A 16,327-nucleotide genomic window follows, 5' to 3' on the forward strand; every position below is an offset into this window, starting at 1 on the left:
AAGGTTCGCGAAAAGGGTTCGGACGGCGCGCGCCTCAGGTGCCGATCGGACGCACGGAGCCCGGCACCACGAACGCATCGAAGGTGCGCGCCATGTCCTGCACGAACGGATCGGCTTCGACGGTGGCCTCGGCTTCGCGCTGCAGGCGCTCGCGGCGCGCCTTCGCTTCGGCGCTGGCCGTGTACCACACGGGCGCGATCTCGGTGTCGACGTTCACGCGCAGCGACGGGAAGCATTCCTGCAGCGCCGCGCACAGTTTCTCGCTGTTGCCGCTGGTGCGCAGCGTGTCGACCGGCACGCGCAGGCGGAAGGTCGCGCTGCCGGCATCGGCCACGCATTCGATCAGTTCGGTCTGGAAGGCCAGCTGCTGGGCCACGCCGCGCAGCGGCAGCGATGCGGCCAGCGCGGGCCAGTTGCCGTCCCAGCCGATGGCGTCCACCGGCGTGACGACGTAGGGGTACGGCGCCCTGGACGGCGCGGCGACGCGTGCCGGAGGCGGCGCGACGGCGGGCGCCTCGGCGGCCGGCGCGGCGACGGCCGTGTCGTCGGAAAACCCGGTGACCCAGGCCGGCACGTCGTCGTCGGCGGCCTGTTCCTGCGGACGCTCATACGCCTGCTGCGGCTGCTGGGCCATGGCGCCCGGCTGGGCACGGCCCATGGCCGGCTGCGGCTGGGCCATTGCCTGCGCTTGCGGACGGGCCGCGGCGGCGGGCGCGGCGCTGGCCGGCGACGCATCCCACGGTGCGCCCGGGCCCGGGCGTGCCGGCGCGGCGCTGGCCTGCGGTCCTGGTGCGGCTGCAGGTACCGGTACGGATGCGGGGGCGGACGGTGCCGGCGCCGCTGCAGCGGGCGCGGCGGGCGCCTCGGCCGGACCGGCCGGCGGACGCTTGACACCGGCGGCGCCCGGACGCGAGGCGGCGCGCGCCGCTTCCAGCGCGGCATTGATCGAGGCACGGGCCAGGCTCATGGCCGGGGCGGCGCCGCCGGACGCGGGCGCCGCCGGGGCCGCCGGGGCGGCCGGCGCCGCGTGGCTGGCGGAGGCAGGGCCGGACGCGGGTCGCGCCGGCGCCTGTGCCGGCGCCGCGGCATTCGCCGCCGGACGCGCCGGCTGGGCCTGCGGCAGCGGACGCGCCAGCGCAGCCGGCGCCGGAGAAGCGGACTGCTCGGCGCCGCCCTGTCCCGGCCGGAACGCGAGCATGCGCAGCAGCGTCATCGTGAAGCCGGCGTACTCGTCCGGCGCCAGGCCGATCTCGTTGCGCCCGTGCACGGCGATCTGGTAGTACAGCTGCACTTCCTGCGGATCGAAGGCGAGCGCCAGGCGCTGGATGTCGGCCAGTTCGGGCAGGTCCTGCGGCACGGCCGTCGGCACCGTCTGCGCCAGCGCGATGCGGTGCAGCAGCGTGCCCAGGTCCTGCAAGGCGCCGTTGTAGGACAGGCTGCGGCTGGCCATCTCGTCGGCCACCGCCATCAGGTCGGCGCCGTTCTGTTCGGCCAGCGCGTCGAGCAGGCGCACCAGGTAGGACTGGTCGAGCGCGCCCAGCATGCCCTGCACGGCCTCGAGCGTGACGGCGCCGGCCGCGTAGGCGATGGCCTGGTCGGTCAGCGACAGCGCGTCGCGCATCGAGCCGTGCGCGCCCTGCGCCAGCAGGCGCAGCGCGGGTTGTTCGAACTGCACGTCTTCCTGGCCCAGGATGTTTTCCAGGTGGCCGACGATGTGGCCCGGCGGCATCTGCTTCAGGTTGAACTGCAGGCAGCGCGACAGCACGGTCACGGGAATCTTTTGCGGGTCCGTCGTCGCCAGGATGAACTTGACGTGCTCGGGCGGCTCTTCCAGCGTCTTCAGCATGGCGTTGAAGGCGTGGTTGGTCAGCATGTGCACCTCGTCGATCATGTAGACCTTGAAGCGCGCATTGCTGGGAGCGTACACGGCCTGCTCGAGCAGCTGGGCCATCTCGTCGACGCCGCGGTTGGAGGCCGCGTCCATCTCGATATAGTCGACGAAGCGGCCGGCATCGATCGCGCGGCAGGGTTCGCACTGGCCGCAGGGCTCGGCCGTGATGCCGCCCTGCCCGTCCGGGCCGACGCAGTTGAGCGACTTGGCCAGGATGCGCGAGAGCGTCGTCTTGCCCACGCCGCGCGTGCCGGTGAACAGGTAGGCGTGGTGCAGCCGTCCGGACCGCAACGCATGGGTCAGCGCACGGACCACGTGCTCCTGGCCGACCAGCGTGTCGAAGTTCTTGGGACGGTATTTGCGGGCGAGGACTTGATAGGACATACCGCGATTTTACCGTAGACCGGGCTTGCCGGGCCAATATTGGACGACGACGCGACAACGGGTGCGGTGTACGGACGAGCACGATCCCCAAGCGCAGTGCGCCGGCGAAATCGATGAAGGGGAAAGAGAAGAAGATAAGAGGCGAGCCTGATCTGCGGCACTTGCGGTGAACGGCTTTGGCTGCTTCGTTCCCGACCTGACCAGGTAAACCATGCCACAATGCGCAGGGGCCCGCCGAGGTCCATTATACACCCTTGGATAGACGGCAGGCAAACCGGCCTTTCCGGCCGGCATATGCACTATATATATGTTCTTGAACGCGTGGACGGGAGACCCGTCCACCCTACCCGTCTACCGTAGGGCGGCGCGGCAGAACACCGGGGTCGGAGTCCAACCGCCAATACCGGACTCCGCCCCCTACGATCACAAGCCCAGCTGCTGCCAGATCCCGTCCACGCGCGCCTTCACTTCCGGCGTCATCACGATCGGGGTACCCCACTCGCGATTCGTTTCGCCCGGCCACTTGTTGGTGGCGTCGATGCCCATCTTGCTGCCCAGGCCGCTGATGGGCGACGCGAAGTCGAGGTAGTCGATCGGCGTATTGTCGACCAGGACCGTGTCGCGGGTCGGGTCGACGCGGGTCGTGATCGCCCAGATGACTTCCTTCCAGTCGCGCACGTCGACGTCCTCGTCCACGACGACGATGAACTTCGTATACATGAACTGGCGCAGGAAACTCCAGACGCCGAACATCACGCGCTTGGCGTGGCCCGCGTACTGCTTCTTCATCTGCACGACGGCCATGCGGTAGCTGCAGCCTTCCGGCGGCAAGTAGAAATCCGTGATCTCGGTGAACTGTTTCTGCAGCAGGGGGATGAACACCTCGTTCAGCGCCACGCCCAGCACGGCCGGCTCGTCGGGCGGCTTGCCCGTGTAGGTCGAGTGGTAGATCGGGTCGCGCCGCATCGTGATGCGGTCGATGGTGAAGACGGGGAACCAGTCCTGCTCGTTGTAATAGCCGGTATGGTCACCGTACGGTCCTTCCAGCGCGTGCTCGAAGCCGCTCGGGTGGTTCTGGTCCGGATAGATATGACCTTCGAGCACGATCTCGGCCGACGCCGGCACGCGCAGCTCGCTGCCGATGGCCTTGGTGAGCGTCGTGCGCTGGCCGCGCAGCAGGCCGGCGAACTGGTATTCGGACAGCGTGTCCGGCACCGGCGTCACGGCGCCCAGGATCGTGGCCGGGTCGGCGCCGAGAGCCACCGCCACCGGATACGGCTGGCCCGGGTTGGCGATGCAGTGCTCGCGGAAATCGAGGGCGCCGCCGCGGTGCGCGAGCCAGCGCATGATGACCTTGTTCGGCCCCAGCACCTGCTGGCGGTAGATGCCCAGGTTCTGGCGCTTCTTGTTCGGTCCCTTCGTGATCACGAGGCCCCAGGTGATGAGCGGCGCGATATCGCCCGGCCAGCAGTGCTGGATCGGCAGGCGCGCCAGGTCCACATCCTTGCCCTCCCAGACGATTTCCTGGCACGGCGCGCCTTTGACTTCCTTCGGCGCCATGTCCCAGACAGCCTTGACGAGGGAGCCCATGTCCATGATGTCCTTGAATCCCTTGGGCGGCTCCGGCTCCTTCAGGCGGGCCAGCACGTGGCCGATGCGGCGCAGCTCGCCGACGTCGTCCGCGCCCATGCCCAGCGCCACCCGGCGCGGGGTGCCGAACAGGTTGGCGAGCACGGGAATCGTGTGCCCCGTCGGCTTTTCGAACAGCAAGGCAGGGCCGCCGGCGCGTAGGGTGCGGTCGCAGATCTCCGTCATTTCGAGATTTGGGGAAATAGGCACCGATACGCGCTTGAAGTCATCCATTTCTTGCAACTTAGCAAGGAAATCACGCAAATCTGAGTAGTTCATCGATTTATTAATGCTTTTTTACATCTTTTGAGTTTGGCTAACAATCGGCGGCAAGTGATTGATTTGCCAAAGAATTGATGAGCCCCGCGGCTAGATTAAGATCTAAAAGTAATAAAGAGCAGCCGTGCTAGTATTGACTTGGTATAAACCGGCACCTACAATCCGCCTACCAAGTGAGACAGGCCCGTCCAGGACGTGATTTTAGCCGGTCTCCTTCTTTCACGGGGTCGGGGCCCCAATGACATTTGTAAGGAGTGTTTCCCAGGGCGTCTGCCCTACCTTACCCCGAGACAGTTGTTAGCCACTGGGCGCCTCCATAGTCAGCGCGGCCCAGCTGTAGCAAGCAATGACGGCGTTAGTCGACCGCAGCGAGCGGCGACAGACGGTTTTCTGATGCACGGCATTAGTACATCCTTCAGCAGCGCACTTGCGCCGCCGTGGGGACACTTTTTCCGCGACAAAGGAGAGACGATGATTCATCGCTTCATCGGCACGAGCGCAAGGCTCGTCCAACAAGCGGCCAGCCAGCCCATCACGTGGTCTTCCGTGATCAAAACGGCACGCGGCGTGTTTAACACCGCAAAACATACCATGACCGTATTCGGTTTTTCCGCAGTGGCGATGATGGCCCTGCTGTACTACCGCCCCGATTTCGCAAAACGGGTGTCGGAACTGCTCAATCCGCAGCACGCAGCACCGGTGGCCGTCGCGGCCGCCCCCGCGCAGCCGAAGGCCGAGGCCGAACCCGTCCAGGCGGTCGAGGACAAGGCAAGCCCCCGCACCACGCGCCAGCAGAAGTACGTGACGGACTGGCTGTCGCGCCGCTACCGCGTGGCCGGCGACGCCGCCAACATGCTGGTCTCCACCGCCTACAGCACGGCGCACGAGATCAAGCTGGATCCCCTGTTGATCCTGGCCGTGATGGCGATCGAATCGGGCCTGAACCCGTTCGCCGAAAGCCCGATGGGCGCGCAGGGCCTGATGCAGGTGATGTCGAAGGTGCACAGCGACAAGTTCGAGGAAGTCGGCGGCAAGGAAGCCGCGCTGGATCCGGTGGCCAATATCCGTGTCGGCGCCCAGATCCTGAAGGATTACGTGACCCGTACCGGTTCCGTCGAAGGCGGCCTGAAGACCTATGTCGGCGCCGGCGCCTTCGAGGACGATTCCGGCTACGGCAACAAGGTGCTGGCCGAGTACCGCCGCCTGAAGCAGGTTGCGGGCGGCAAGAACGTGCCGATCTATAACACCCCGGCTCCGGCCCCGACCGCGGTCCTGGTCCAGAAATCCGCCCCGGCCCCGGCCAAGGCCGACAGCGCCGCCGCGAGCGACAGCGCGCATGGCGCCAGCCAGAACGGCGAGACCGTCGCCGGCCTGTAAGCCACGTAACGATCCCTGGTCGAAAGCCACCGTTGGCGGGAGCCGCGGTGGCTTTCTTTTTTACCCATTCCAGTACCCAAGCAACGTCGTCGCTGCGCCTACCGACGTCGTCCCCTGCGCCTACCCCACGTCGTCCCTGCGCCTACCCCACATCGTCCCTGCGCCTACCGACGTCGTCCCTGCGAAGGCAGGGACCCAAGCTCCGCTTGCGTATCGTCAGCCCATGAAAATTGGGTCCCTGCCTTCGCAGGGACGACGGGCCGAGTCACCAAATAAAAAGCCGCCCCAGTCTCCCGGGGCGGCTTCTCTCTAATATATATAGAGGGTAATCCGAATCAGCGCTTCGTATCCGCCGCCACCTCGTCCGGACGCAGCTTGCCCGCCAGGCGGTCCAGCACGCCGTTCACGTACTTGTGGCCATCGATGCCGCCGAAGGACTTGGTCAGCTCGACCGCTTCGTTGATCACGACGCGGTACGGAATCTCGATCTGGTTCTTCAGCTCGTAGGCGCCGAGCAGCAGCACGGCGTGCTCGATCGGCGACAGTTCGGCGACCGGGCGGTCGATCGTCGGCTGCAGCACTTCGCGCAGCTCGACCGACTGGGCGATCGCGCCGTGCAGCAGTTCCTTCACGTACTCGCTGTCGGCCTTGTCGAAGCCGTGGGCGGTGCGGATGTTGGCGATGACCGTTGCGGCCGGCTCATTATTCAGCAGCCATTGATACAGACCCTGGAGGGCGAACTCGCGCGCGCGGTGGCGCGGCGTGCGGTTCTTGTTCGGGTTGGCGTGCGTGGATTTGTCAGTCATGTTGTACCTGTATTGCGTCAGTCTTCTTCGGCCTGCAGTTCTTCCAGGCCCAGCAGCAGATTGGCCATCTCGACGGCCACGCGGGCGGCGTCGGTGCCCTTCTCGGCCATGCGGACTTCCGCCTGCTCGTCGTTTTCGGTGGTCAGGATCGCGTTGGCGATCGGCATGCCGTAGTCCAGGCCGACGCGGGTGATGCCGGCGCCGGATTCGTTCGAGACCAGCTCGAAGTGGTAGGTTTCGCCGCGGATCACGGCGCCCAGCGCGACCAGCGCGTCGAACTGCTGGGTCTCGGCCATCTTCTGCAGCGCCAGCGGGACTTCCAGGGCGCCCGGCACGGTCACGTGCAGGATGTCTTCGTCGGCCACGCCCAGGTGTTTCAGTTCGGCCAGGCAGGCCGACAGCAGGCCGTGGCCCACGTCCGCGTTGAAACGCGCCTGTACGATACCGATGCGCAGGCCTTCGCCCTGCAGATTGCTTTCAAAAGTTCCTACCGTCATGGCTGCCTCTTGTTCTGTTGATTCGTTGATGTGAATGGTAACGCGTAACGCCCTTGCGTAACGCGCCCCGTCGTTTTATAAATAGGCTGGCTTACGCTTCCGGCTTGGCCAGGTAACCGGTGACTTCCAGGTCGAAACCGGTCATGGACGGCATCTTGCGCGGATTGGCCAGCAGCTTCATCTTGCGCACGCCCAGCTGGCGCAGGATCTGCGCGCCGATGCCGTAGGTGCGCAGGTCCAGGTTGGCCGCGCGGCCGGCCGGGCGGGAGGCGGGCTTGTCCATGGTGCCGAAGCGCTCGAACAGCTCGGCCGCCGTCTCGCCGCAATTGAGCAGCACGATGACGCCGGCGTCCGACGCCTTGACCGCCTGCATGGCCGCCGCCAGGTTCCACGAGTGCGAGGTGCAGGCGGTGTCGAGCACGTCCAGGATGGAGACGGGCTGGTGCACGCGCACCAGCGATTCCTGGGCAGTCGCCGGCTCGCCGTGCACCAGCGCCAGGTGGGCCGAGCCGCTCGGCTGGTCGCGGAAGGCGATCAGCTGGAAGTCGCCGTGGGCCGTGCACAGCGTGCGCTCGGCCACGCGCTCGACCAGCGTCTCGGTCTGGCTGCGGTAGTGGATCAGGTCGGCGATCGTGCCGATCTTGATGCCGTGTTCCTGGCCGAATTCCAGCAGGTCCGGCAGGCGCGCCATGGTGCCGTCTTCCTTGATGATCTCGCAGATGACGGACGCCGGGGTCAGGCCCGCCATCTCGGTCAGGTCGCAGCCCGCCTCGGTATGGCCGGCGCGCATCAGCACGCCGCCCTTGACGGCGCGCAGCGGGAAGATGTGGCCCGGCTGCACCAGGTCTTCCGGCTTCGCATCCTTGGCGACGGCGACCTGGATGGTACGGGCGCGGTCGGCCGCCGAAATGCCCGTGGTGACGCCTTCGGCCGCTTCGATCGACACCGTGAAATTGGTGCCGAACGAGGTGCCGTTCCGGCTGGTCATCATCGGCAGTTCCAGGCGGTCGCAGATCTCCTCGGACAGCGTCAGGCACACGAGGCCGCGGGCGTGGCGGATCATGAAGTTGATCGCTTCCGGCGTGACGTGCTCGGCGGCGAGGACCAGGTCGCCCTCGTTCTCGCGGTCTTCCTCGTCGACGAGGATCACCATGCGCCCGGCGCGCAGTTCTTCGACGATTTCCTGGGTGGTGGAGATGGGCATGGGGTTCCTCGCTTCGGGCGGCTGGTACGAAATCCGCTATTTTAAAGGATTCGGCAATATTTAACTGCCCTCCCCGGCCATTTCCTGCCGCCAGGACTTCATGAACAATGCCGGCATGTTCATGTTCGTTGCACTATGACAACGATATGTCTGTCAATATGTGTCATAGATCATGCCGTGCTGTAACTGTGCGGCGCCGTGGGCAGGTTAGAATGGGTTTTCAGCCCCAACCGGACACCCTCCGCATGATCTCCCGTTTCACCAGCCTCGTCCGTTTTACCCTCCTCCTGTTCCCGCTGGTTGCCACCGTACCGGGCCAGGCGCTGGCAGCCCCGGCATCCGCCGCGGCGGCCCTGCCCGACCTGAACGCGCCGCTGCCGATCGGCCCGCAGGTCAAGGTCGGCAAGCTGGACAACGGACTGACCTACTACATCCAGCGCAACCGCAAGCCGGAACACAAGCTCGAACTGCGCCTCGTCGTGAAAGCCGGCTCGATCCTCGAGGACGAGGACCAGCAGGGCCTGGCCCACTTCACCGAGCACATGGCGTTCAACGGCTCGACCCATTTCAAGAAGCACGAGCTGGTGTCCTACCTGCAGTCGATCGGCGTCAAGTTCGGCGCCGACCTGAATGCCTATACCTCGTTCGACGAAACCGTCTACGTGCTGCCCGTGCCGGCCGAGCGTCCGCAAGACCTCGATAAAGCCTTCCTCGTGCTGGAAGACTGGGCGCACGGCCTGACGCTGAACCCCGAGGACATCGACAAGGAACGCGACATCGTGCTGGAAGAACTGCGCCTGGGCAAAGGCGCGGGCGACCGCATGCAGAAGGTCTTGATGCCGAAGATCTACAACGGCTCGCGCTACGCGGACCGCCTGCCGATCGGCCAGGAAGCGATCCTGCGCAACTTCAAACCGGACGCCATCCGCCGCTTCTACCGCGACTGGTACCGGCCCGACCTGATGGCCGTCGTCGCCGTCGGCGACGTCGACCCGGCCCAGGTCGAGCAGCTCGTCAAGCGCCATTTCGCCGGCCTGAAGAACCCCGTACCGGAGCGCAAGCGCGACTACGCCGCCATCCCTGCGCGCACGGGCACCGAGGCGCTGGTGGTGACGGACAAGGAATCGGGCCCGGCCTCGGTGCTGATCCGCTACCCCGTGCAGCCCTACCGCGAGCGCGCCACGCTGGCCGGCTACCGCGAACAGCTCGTCGAAGGCCTGTTCTCCGGCATGTTGAACCAGCGCCTGGCGGAACTGGCGCAGACCGCGTCGCCGCCGTTCATGGGCGCCAGCAGCGCGCCGGGCCGCCTGACGCCGCGCTACCGCTCGTACAACGCGATGGCCGCGCTGGGCAAGAACGGCCCCACGCCCGCCATCGACGCGCTGGTGCAGGAAAACGAACGGGCGCGCCAGTTCGGCTTCGGCGCCGCCGAGCTGGAACGCGTCAAGAAGACCTTGCTGCGCACCTACGAACTCGCCTGGAACGAACGCGACAAGACCGACTCGGCCCAGTACGCGGCCGAATACATGCGCCACTTCCTCGAGGGCGAGGCGATCCCCGGCATCGACGCCGAATACCGCTTCGTGAACGCGATGGTGCCCGGCATCACGCTGGACGAGATCAACGCCTACGCGCGCCGCACGATTCCCGCCGACTCGGGCAAGCTCGTGATCTACACGGGCCCGTCCGGCGCAGGCGCCGCGATCCCGACGGGCGACCAGCTGCTGGCCGCCGTCGCCGCGGCCGAGCGGCGCGACGTCCAGAAGCACGACGAGAAGGCCGTCGCCGCGCGCCTGATGGACCAGCCGCCGAAGCCCGGCAGCATCGCGTCGGAAACGCAGGACGCGCGCCTGGGCCTGACGCGCCTGACGCTGTCTAACGGCGTCAAGGTGATCCTCAAGCCCACCACCTTCCGCAACGACCAGGTCCTGATGAGCGCGGCGCGGTTCGGCGGCCAGAGCCTGTTCGACGAGCGCGACACCTTCAATGCGCGCTATGCGGACACCATCGTCGCCGCCATGGGCCTGAAGGATTTCACGCCCGTCGACATGCGCAAGATCCTGGCCGGCAAGGCCGCCGCCGTCAGCGCCGGCCTGGGCACCAACACGGACGTGGTCGCGGGCACGGCCGGCGCCACCGACGTCGAGACGATGCTGCAGATGGTATGGCTGAAGTTCGCCGGCGTGCGGCGCGACGAGGACCTGTACAAATCCTTCATCGGCAAGCAGATGGAACTCGCGCGCAACCGCCTGGGCCAGCCGGGCGCGCTGTTCGGCGACGCCGTGCTGGCCACGCTGTACGACAACAATCCGCGCGCGCCGCGCGCCCTGCGTCCCGAAGACATCGCGCGCATCGACCTGGACCGCGCCATCGCGATCTACCGCGAGCGCTTTTCCAGCGCCAAGGACCTGACCTTCATCTTCGTGGGCAGCTTCGACGTGGCCGCCATCAAGCCGCTGCTGGCTACCTACCTGGGCAGCCTGCCCACGCCCGACATCCCGACCGCCTACCGCGACCTGGGCATCCGCCCGGTGAAGGGCGTGGTCAAGAAAGTGGTGAACAGCGGCTCGGAAGACCGCAGCACCGTGTCGCTGACCTTCACGGGTCCGGCCGACGTGACGGAAAAGGAAGAGCTGCGCCTGGGCGCGCTGACGGAAGTGATGAACCTGCGCATCATCGACGTGCTGCGCGAAAAGATGGGCCTGATCTACGGCGGCGGCATGGAAGGCTCGATGACGCGCCTGCCCTACAGCCACTACACGGTCGGCGTGACGCTGCCGACCGGCCCGCAGAACGTGGGCAAGGTCGTCGACGCCACCTTCGCCGAGATCGAGCGCCTGCGTACGCGCGGCCCCGAGCAGTCCGAACTGGACAAGGTCAAGACCAACTGGCTCCAGTCCTACCGCAAGTCGCTGCAGGACAACGGCTACTGGCTGGCTACGCTGCAGACCTCGCTGACCGAGGGAACGGACCCGGCCAACATCCTGCGCTTCGACAAGGAAGTGGCGGCGCTGACGGCGGACGACGTGAAGCAGGCGGCGCAGCGTTACCTGAACACGCAGAACTACGTGCAGGTGGTGTTGAATCCGGAGAATCCGGCGACCGCCAAGCGGGAGCAGGCGGTGTCGCAACGGTAAGGCGTGGGGTGGACGGCTCCGCCGTCCACGCGGTGATACGTACCGGCCGATTCCTCGAAACCGACATCGGCGCCGTTACAAGTCCCGGCCTCGCCAACGAGCGTTGACATCGGCGCCGTTACAGGTCACGGCCTCGCCAACGAACGTAGACATCGGCGCCGTTACAGGTTACGGCCTCGCCAACGAACGTTGAACGCGTGGACGGCATAGCCGTCCACCCTACCGTCACCGCAGGTATTTGGCGAACCAGGCCAATTCGCGCGCACGCAAGTCCTTCTGGTGCTCCGGCTTGCGCAGCGCATGCCCCTCGTCCTCGTACACCACCAGCGCGGTCGGCGTGCCCATCGCCTTCAGGCCGTGCCAGAACTCGAACGACTGCGCCGGCGGACACTCGACATCGCGCTCGCCCACGTAGATGAGCGTCGGCGTCTTGGCCGCCTTGATCGACTCGATCGGCGAGGCGGCACGGTACACGGCCGGATCGTCGTACATGGTGGCGCCGAAGAACGGCACCATCCACTGGTCGATGCCGTTCTGGCCGTAGTAGCTGATCCAGTTGGCGATGCCAGCGCCGGCGACGGCCGCCTTGAAGCGCTGGCTGTGCGTCACGCCCCACATCGTCATGAAGCCGCCGTAGGAATGGCCCATCAGGCCCAGGCGTTCGCCGTCGATCGGCGCCTGCTTGATCGCGGCATCGACGCCGGCCAGGATGTCGCGCCAGTCGCCGCCGCCGAAGTCGCGCCTGTTGGCGCTGCCGAACGCGCTGCCCTGGCCGTAGCTGCCGCGCGGGTTCGGCATGAACACGAAGTAGCCGGCCTTGACGAGGTCGCGCGCCAGCGGGTTGCCGCTGTCGCCGGCGGCCACGTAGCGCGGCGTCACGGCGGCAGCGGGGCCGCCGTGCACCTGCACGATCATCGGATACTTCTTGCCGGACTCGATCTTCGTGGGACCGATCAGCCAGCCCTGCACGTCGTAGCCGTCGTTGGTCCAGCCGACGCTGCGCGCCGACACCTGGGCGGTGAAACCCTCGTTGTCGCGCGTGACGGGCGCCAGGTCCGGCAGGCGGCCGGCGACGATGCGCGGCGCGTGCTCGTAGTCCTCGTGGACGGAGGCGGCGATCTTGCCGTCGGCGCTGAACGCGAAGCGGCCGTCGCGGCCGGCCGACGCGGTGACGGGGCCCTTCCACAGGATGCGCGCGCTGCGCGCGGCCGGGTCGATCGTCGCCACGCCCGCGTCCGACCCTGCCAGCACGGAGGCAAGCAGTTCCTTGCCGCGCCAGGCGATGCCGTTGAAGGTGCCCTTGTAGTTGGGGGTGACGTCGACCGGCTGGCCGCCGTCGATCGACACGGTGTAGACGTCGCCGCCCACGGAACCGAAGTCGCTCATCAGGCCGCCGATGAAGGCGACCGTGCGGCCGTCCGGCGACACGTGCGGCATGTTCATCTGCATCTTCGGCGCCGCCAGCACGCGCAGCTTGCCGCTGGCAGCATCGACGTGGCCGAGGGTCGCGACCCACCAGTTGTTGTCGCCGTTCCCCTTGGCGCTGGTGACGACGAAGCCCCTGCCGTCCGGGGTCCAGTCGTATTCGTAGACGAAGGTGTCGGCGGGCGACACCAGGCGCACCTCGCCGCCCGCGGCGGGGATCACGGCGATGCGCTGCTCGTCCTCTTCCTGCGCGAGGCCGATCTCGCCGACCTGGCGCGCGCCCGCTTCCACGGCACCCGTCAGTTTCCTGGCGCCGACGGTGGCGAGGAAGGCCAGCTGGCGGCCGTCCGGCGACCAGCGCACGGTGCTGGCCACGCCCTTCACGCTGGCCAGCGCCGACATCCTGCCGTCCTTGAGCAGGTAGACGGTGGCCGTGCCGGCCTTCGGATCGCTGCCGACGACGGCCAGCGCCTTGCCATCCGGCGACCAGGCCGGGGCATCGAGACGGCAGCCCTGGCAATCGGACTGGTACGTGGTGGCGATCCTGCCGCCGGCGCGCTCGCGCACGACGACGCGCGGACCCGCCTTCGCTTCGCCGTCCACGCTCTCGATCGCGGCGATGCGCTCGCCCGCGCCGTCCAGCGCCAGCGCGCGGTAGCTGCGCATTCCACTCGGGTCGGCCGAGGCCAGTCCGGCTGCTGCCAGCAGCGCCAGCAGCGTCGCCGCCTGTGCCACCGTCTTCGTATGCTTCTTGGTCATGTCGCGTCCTGATGGTTTGTCATTGTGGGGGCGACAATTCTCTCGTCAATACGGACGCGCGCATGCCGCGCCTACATTGCTGGAATTGCCAGCAAGCAGTCTACGCCAATTGCTTTTTGGAAGAAATATTTGTTTCACGCCGGCCTCCTCGGCCTCACACCGGCCCCGGGGCGATGTCCAGCACGCCTTCCCCGGCCAGGATCGACACCTGCTCGACCAGCGCCCGCATCTTCGGCTGGTTCTGGCTGCGCATCGGAAAATACAGGTACAAGCCCGACGTCTCCGGTACGCAGCCGGCGAGCACGCGCACGAGACGGCCATGGGCGACGTCGTCTTCGATCTCGATATCCGGCAGGTAGGCGATGCCGAGGCCCTGGCGGGCGAGCTCGGCGATCATGCGGGTATCGTTGGCGCACAGCGCTGCCTGCGTATCGAGCTGAAACTCGCCCTCGCCGTCCCGGAGCCGCCATGGCGGCAGCGCGCCGGACGTCGAAAAACGGTAGCGGATCGTGCGATGCGCCAGCAGCTGGCGCGGGACGGCGGGGGCACCGTGCTCCTCGACATACCGGGGCGACGCCACGAGGGACCACGACAGGGGCCGGCTGAGGCGAACGGCCACCATGTCCTGCGCAATCGCCTGCCCCAGCCGCACGCCCGCGTCGTAGCCGGCCGCCAGCAGGTCGACGAGGCCATCGTCGAGCGAGAGGTCGAAGGTGATGTCCGGGTAGCGCGCCTGCATGCGCGGCACCAGGTGGCGCGCCAGCAGGAATCCGAACGCCCGCGGCGCCGTCACCCGCAGATGGCCTGAGGGGCGCTGTTGGAACCGGGCCAGCTCCGCGAAGGCGTCGTCGATCTGGCCGACGGCGGGCCCGAGCGCGGCAAGGAGAGAAGCGCCGGCATCGGTCAGGGAAACGCGGCGCGTATTGCGGGTGAACAGGGTCACGCCATGCCGGCTCTCCAGCGCGCGTACACCTTTGCTGACTGCCGTCGGACTGACCTCCAGCTTCGGGCGGCCAGGGTGAAACTGCGCAGTTCGGCAACGGCAAGGAACAACCGTATCAATTCCAGGGAGCTCATCGTTCCAGTTGTGAACCTGTGGTTCAAGGAGCATAGCCGTTTCATGGCTTTTTCGCCATGCCGCCGGGCCCTACACTGGCCCCATACAAACAAGGAGAACCCGCATGATTCCATTACCTTCCCAGATCGCCACCTACGTCGAGGCAAGCAACAACCAGGATCCTGCCGGCGTCGCGCGCTGCTTCGTCGCGGATGCCATCGTCGACGACGACGGCACCGTGAAGCGCGGCAACGCCGAGATCGCCGCATGGGCGCAGCACAGTGCCGAGCGCTACCGTGCCACGATCGATCCCCAGACCCTCGTGGACAGCGACGGCCTGCGCGTGCTACGTGCCAGTGTGAGCGGCAACTTCCCAGGCAGCCCCACGATGCTGGAATTCCGCTTCGCGCTGCAGCCCGACGGCATCGGGTCGCTGGAGGTCCGCGCATGAACGACCGTTCCTTCCACGGCAAGCACGTGCTGGTCACGGGCGGCACCAAGGGGATGGGCGAGGCGCTCGTCCACGTGCTGGCGCAACGCGGCGCAACCGTGATCAGCACGGCGCGCCACGCGCCGGCGGCGCCGTGCCCCGGCGTCCGCTACCTGCAGGCCGACGTCGGCACGGCCGCAGGCGCACGCCACGCGGCCGAGGCCGTCCTGGGCGAGTTCGGCCACCTCGACTTCCTGGTCAATAACGTCGGCGGCTCCGCGGCACCGGGAGGCGGCGCGCTGGCGCTCGACGATGGGGAGTGGGATGCCGCGCTCCAGCAGAACCTGATGTCCGCCGTGCGGCTGGACCGCGCCTTCCTGCCGGGCATGCTGGAACGGCGCGCGGGCGCCATCGTCCACATCACATCGATCCAGCGCCTGCTGCCCTTGCACGAATCCACCGTCGCCTATGCGGCGGCGAAAGCGGCGCTGCGCAACTACAGCAAGTCGCTCGCGAACGAATTCGGACCGCGCGGCATCCGCGTCAACTGCGTGGCGCCCGGCTTCATCGAGACCGGCGCGGCACAGGACTTCATCCAGCGCCTGGCCGCGCACCGGGCAAGCAGCGAGGACGCGGCGAGGCAGGCCGTCATGGATTCGCTCGGCGGCATTCCGATCGGCCGGCCGGGGCAGCCGCAGGAGGTCGCGGAACTGGTCGCCTTCCTGCTGTCGCCGCTTGCGGCGTCGGTGCACGGCGCGGAGATCGTGATCGACGGCGGAACGATTCCCACCGTCTAGACTGATGCTGCTCAGGCCTTGCTGGTCGCGCTCAGCATGCGCTCGACGTAGCGCGCGATCAGGTCGATCTCGAGGTTGACCTTGGCGCCGGCATGCAGGTGCTTGAGCGTGGTGACGGCGATCGTGTGCGGGATCAGGTTGATCGAGAAACGGCAGCAGGCGGCGGCGCTGCCTTCCGCGCGCACGTCCTGGACGTCGTTGACGGTCAGCGACACGCCGTTGACGACGATCGAGCCTTTATAGGCCAGGAACTTGCCCAGTTCCTGGGGCGCATCGACGACCAGCTTGTACGACTCGCCGACCTGCTCGAAGCTGTGCACGGTGCCGAGGCCGTCGACGTGGCCGGACACGAGGTGGCCGCCCAGGCGCTCGGCCAGCGTCAGCGCCTTTTCCAGGTTCACTTCGCCCGGCTGGTCCAGGCCGACGGTGCGGTTCAGGCTTTCGCGCGAGACGTCGACGGCGAAGGCGCTGTCGTTCTTCTCGACCACGGTCATGCAGGCGCCGTTGATCGAGATCGAGTCGCCCAGCGCGACGTCGGCCAGCGGCAGGCCGCCCGCGTCGATGTCCAGGCGCACGCCGGCGAACGAACCGCCTTCCAGCGGCTTGACAGTCTTGATGCTGCCCACGGCAGCGACGATTCCAGTAAACATGGTGG

General features: G+C 67.3%; 12 protein-coding genes, 1 other RNA gene and 1 pseudogene. 4 read left to right on the plus strand and 10 right to left on the minus strand.

Translation table 11 applies throughout. From position 1 onward, the window contains the following. Nucleotides 1–34 precede the first annotated feature (34 nt). The 3 genes from QPK32_RS04300 to ubiD form a co-directional block, all read right to left on the minus strand. Nucleotides 35–2,275: a DNA polymerase III subunit gamma/tau gene (locus tag QPK32_RS04300; RefSeq protein WP_290411536.1), complete on the minus strand. Its 2,241-nt coding sequence runs from the start codon at nucleotides 2,273–2,275 to the stop codon at nucleotides 35–37. Nucleotides 2,276–2,412: 137 nt separating this feature from the next. Further along, nucleotides 2,413–2,511, minus strand: an RNA gene (gene ffs / locus QPK32_RS04305) — signal recognition particle sRNA small type. 187 nt (nucleotides 2,512–2,698) lie between these two features. Then, nucleotides 2,699–4,183 carry a 4-hydroxy-3-polyprenylbenzoate decarboxylase gene (ubiD, locus tag QPK32_RS04310; RefSeq protein ID WP_290411537.1) on the minus strand — a complete coding sequence of 495 codons (1,485 nt, stop codon included), beginning with the start codon at nucleotides 4,181–4,183 and terminating at the stop codon, nucleotides 2,699–2,701. A 591-nt stretch (nucleotides 4,184–4,774) separates the two neighbouring features. On the opposite strand from ubiD, the gene QPK32_RS04315 reads away from it, so the two are divergent. Next, nucleotides 4,775–5,560: a transglycosylase SLT domain-containing protein gene (locus tag QPK32_RS04315; protein WP_290411538.1), complete on the plus strand. Its 786-nt coding sequence runs from the start codon at nucleotides 4,775–4,777 to the stop codon at nucleotides 5,558–5,560. 335 nt (nucleotides 5,561–5,895) lie between these two features. Here the strand turns inward: QPK32_RS04315 and nusB are convergent, their stop codons facing one another. From nusB to ribBA, 3 genes are all read right to left on the minus strand, one after another. Beyond that, nucleotides 5,896–6,366 carry a transcription antitermination factor NusB gene (gene nusB / locus QPK32_RS04320; RefSeq protein ID WP_290411539.1) on the minus strand — a complete coding sequence of 157 codons (471 nt, stop codon included), beginning with the start codon at nucleotides 6,364–6,366 and terminating at the stop codon, nucleotides 5,896–5,898. 17 nt (nucleotides 6,367–6,383) lie between these two features. After that, entirely contained in the window at nucleotides 6,384–6,863 is a 480-nt protein-coding gene (gene ribH, locus QPK32_RS04325) for a 6,7-dimethyl-8-ribityllumazine synthase (RefSeq protein ID WP_290411540.1), read from the minus strand. Nucleotides 6,864–6,954: 91 nt separating this feature from the next. Further along, nucleotides 6,955–8,067 (minus strand): bifunctional 3,4-dihydroxy-2-butanone-4-phosphate synthase/GTP cyclohydrolase II, encoded by a 1,113-nt coding sequence (gene ribBA / locus QPK32_RS04330; protein ID WP_290411541.1) that lies wholly within the window; start codon nucleotides 8,065–8,067, stop codon nucleotides 6,955–6,957. 245 nt (nucleotides 8,068–8,312) lie between these two features. On the opposite strand from ribBA, the gene QPK32_RS04335 reads away from it, so the two are divergent. Beyond that, on the plus strand, nucleotides 8,313–11,204 hold the full coding sequence (locus tag QPK32_RS04335; RefSeq protein WP_290411542.1) for a pitrilysin family protein: 2,892 nt from the start codon (nucleotides 8,313–8,315) through the stop codon (nucleotides 11,202–11,204). 225 nt (nucleotides 11,205–11,429) lie between these two features. Here QPK32_RS04335 and QPK32_RS04340 read toward each other — a convergent pair whose 3' ends face one another. The 3 genes and pseudogenes from QPK32_RS04340 to QPK32_RS26635 all read right to left on the minus strand — a co-directional run. Beyond that, nucleotides 11,430–13,388: a S9 family peptidase gene (locus QPK32_RS04340; protein ID WP_290411543.1), complete on the minus strand. Its 1,959-nt coding sequence runs from the start codon at nucleotides 13,386–13,388 to the stop codon at nucleotides 11,430–11,432. Between the two features lie 154 nt (nucleotides 13,389–13,542). Further along, a complete protein-coding gene (locus tag QPK32_RS04345) occupies nucleotides 13,543–14,331 on the minus strand; it encodes a LysR substrate-binding domain-containing protein (protein WP_290411544.1) in 789 nt (262 codons plus the stop codon). A 3-nt stretch (nucleotides 14,332–14,334) separates the two neighbouring features. Beyond that, a pseudogene (locus QPK32_RS26635) lies at nucleotides 14,335–14,499 on the minus strand (hypothetical protein); the annotation flags it as partial. A gap of 70 nt (nucleotides 14,500–14,569) precedes the next feature. Here QPK32_RS26635 and QPK32_RS04350 point away from each other — a divergent pair. After that, a complete protein-coding gene (locus tag QPK32_RS04350) occupies nucleotides 14,570–14,896 on the plus strand; it encodes a nuclear transport factor 2 family protein (protein ID WP_290411545.1) in 327 nt (108 codons plus the stop codon). Further along, complete coding sequence (locus QPK32_RS04355; protein ID WP_290411546.1) at nucleotides 14,893–15,672, plus strand: SDR family oxidoreductase; 780 nt, start codon at nucleotides 14,893–14,895, stop codon at nucleotides 15,670–15,672. The genes QPK32_RS04350 and QPK32_RS04355 overlap by 4 nt, the downstream gene beginning before the upstream one ends. Before the next feature lie 11 nt (nucleotides 15,673–15,683). On the opposite strand, the gene QPK32_RS04360 is transcribed toward QPK32_RS04355, so the two are convergent. Beyond that, nucleotides 15,684–16,322: a riboflavin synthase gene (locus tag QPK32_RS04360; protein ID WP_290411547.1), complete on the minus strand. Its 639-nt coding sequence runs from the start codon at nucleotides 16,320–16,322 to the stop codon at nucleotides 15,684–15,686. Nucleotides 16,323–16,327: the final 5 nt, after the last annotated feature.

This window comes from Massilia sp. YIM B02763 (assembly GCF_030412015.1).
In the GTDB taxonomy this organism is placed as follows: domain Bacteria; phylum Pseudomonadota; class Gammaproteobacteria; order Burkholderiales; family Burkholderiaceae_D; genus Telluria.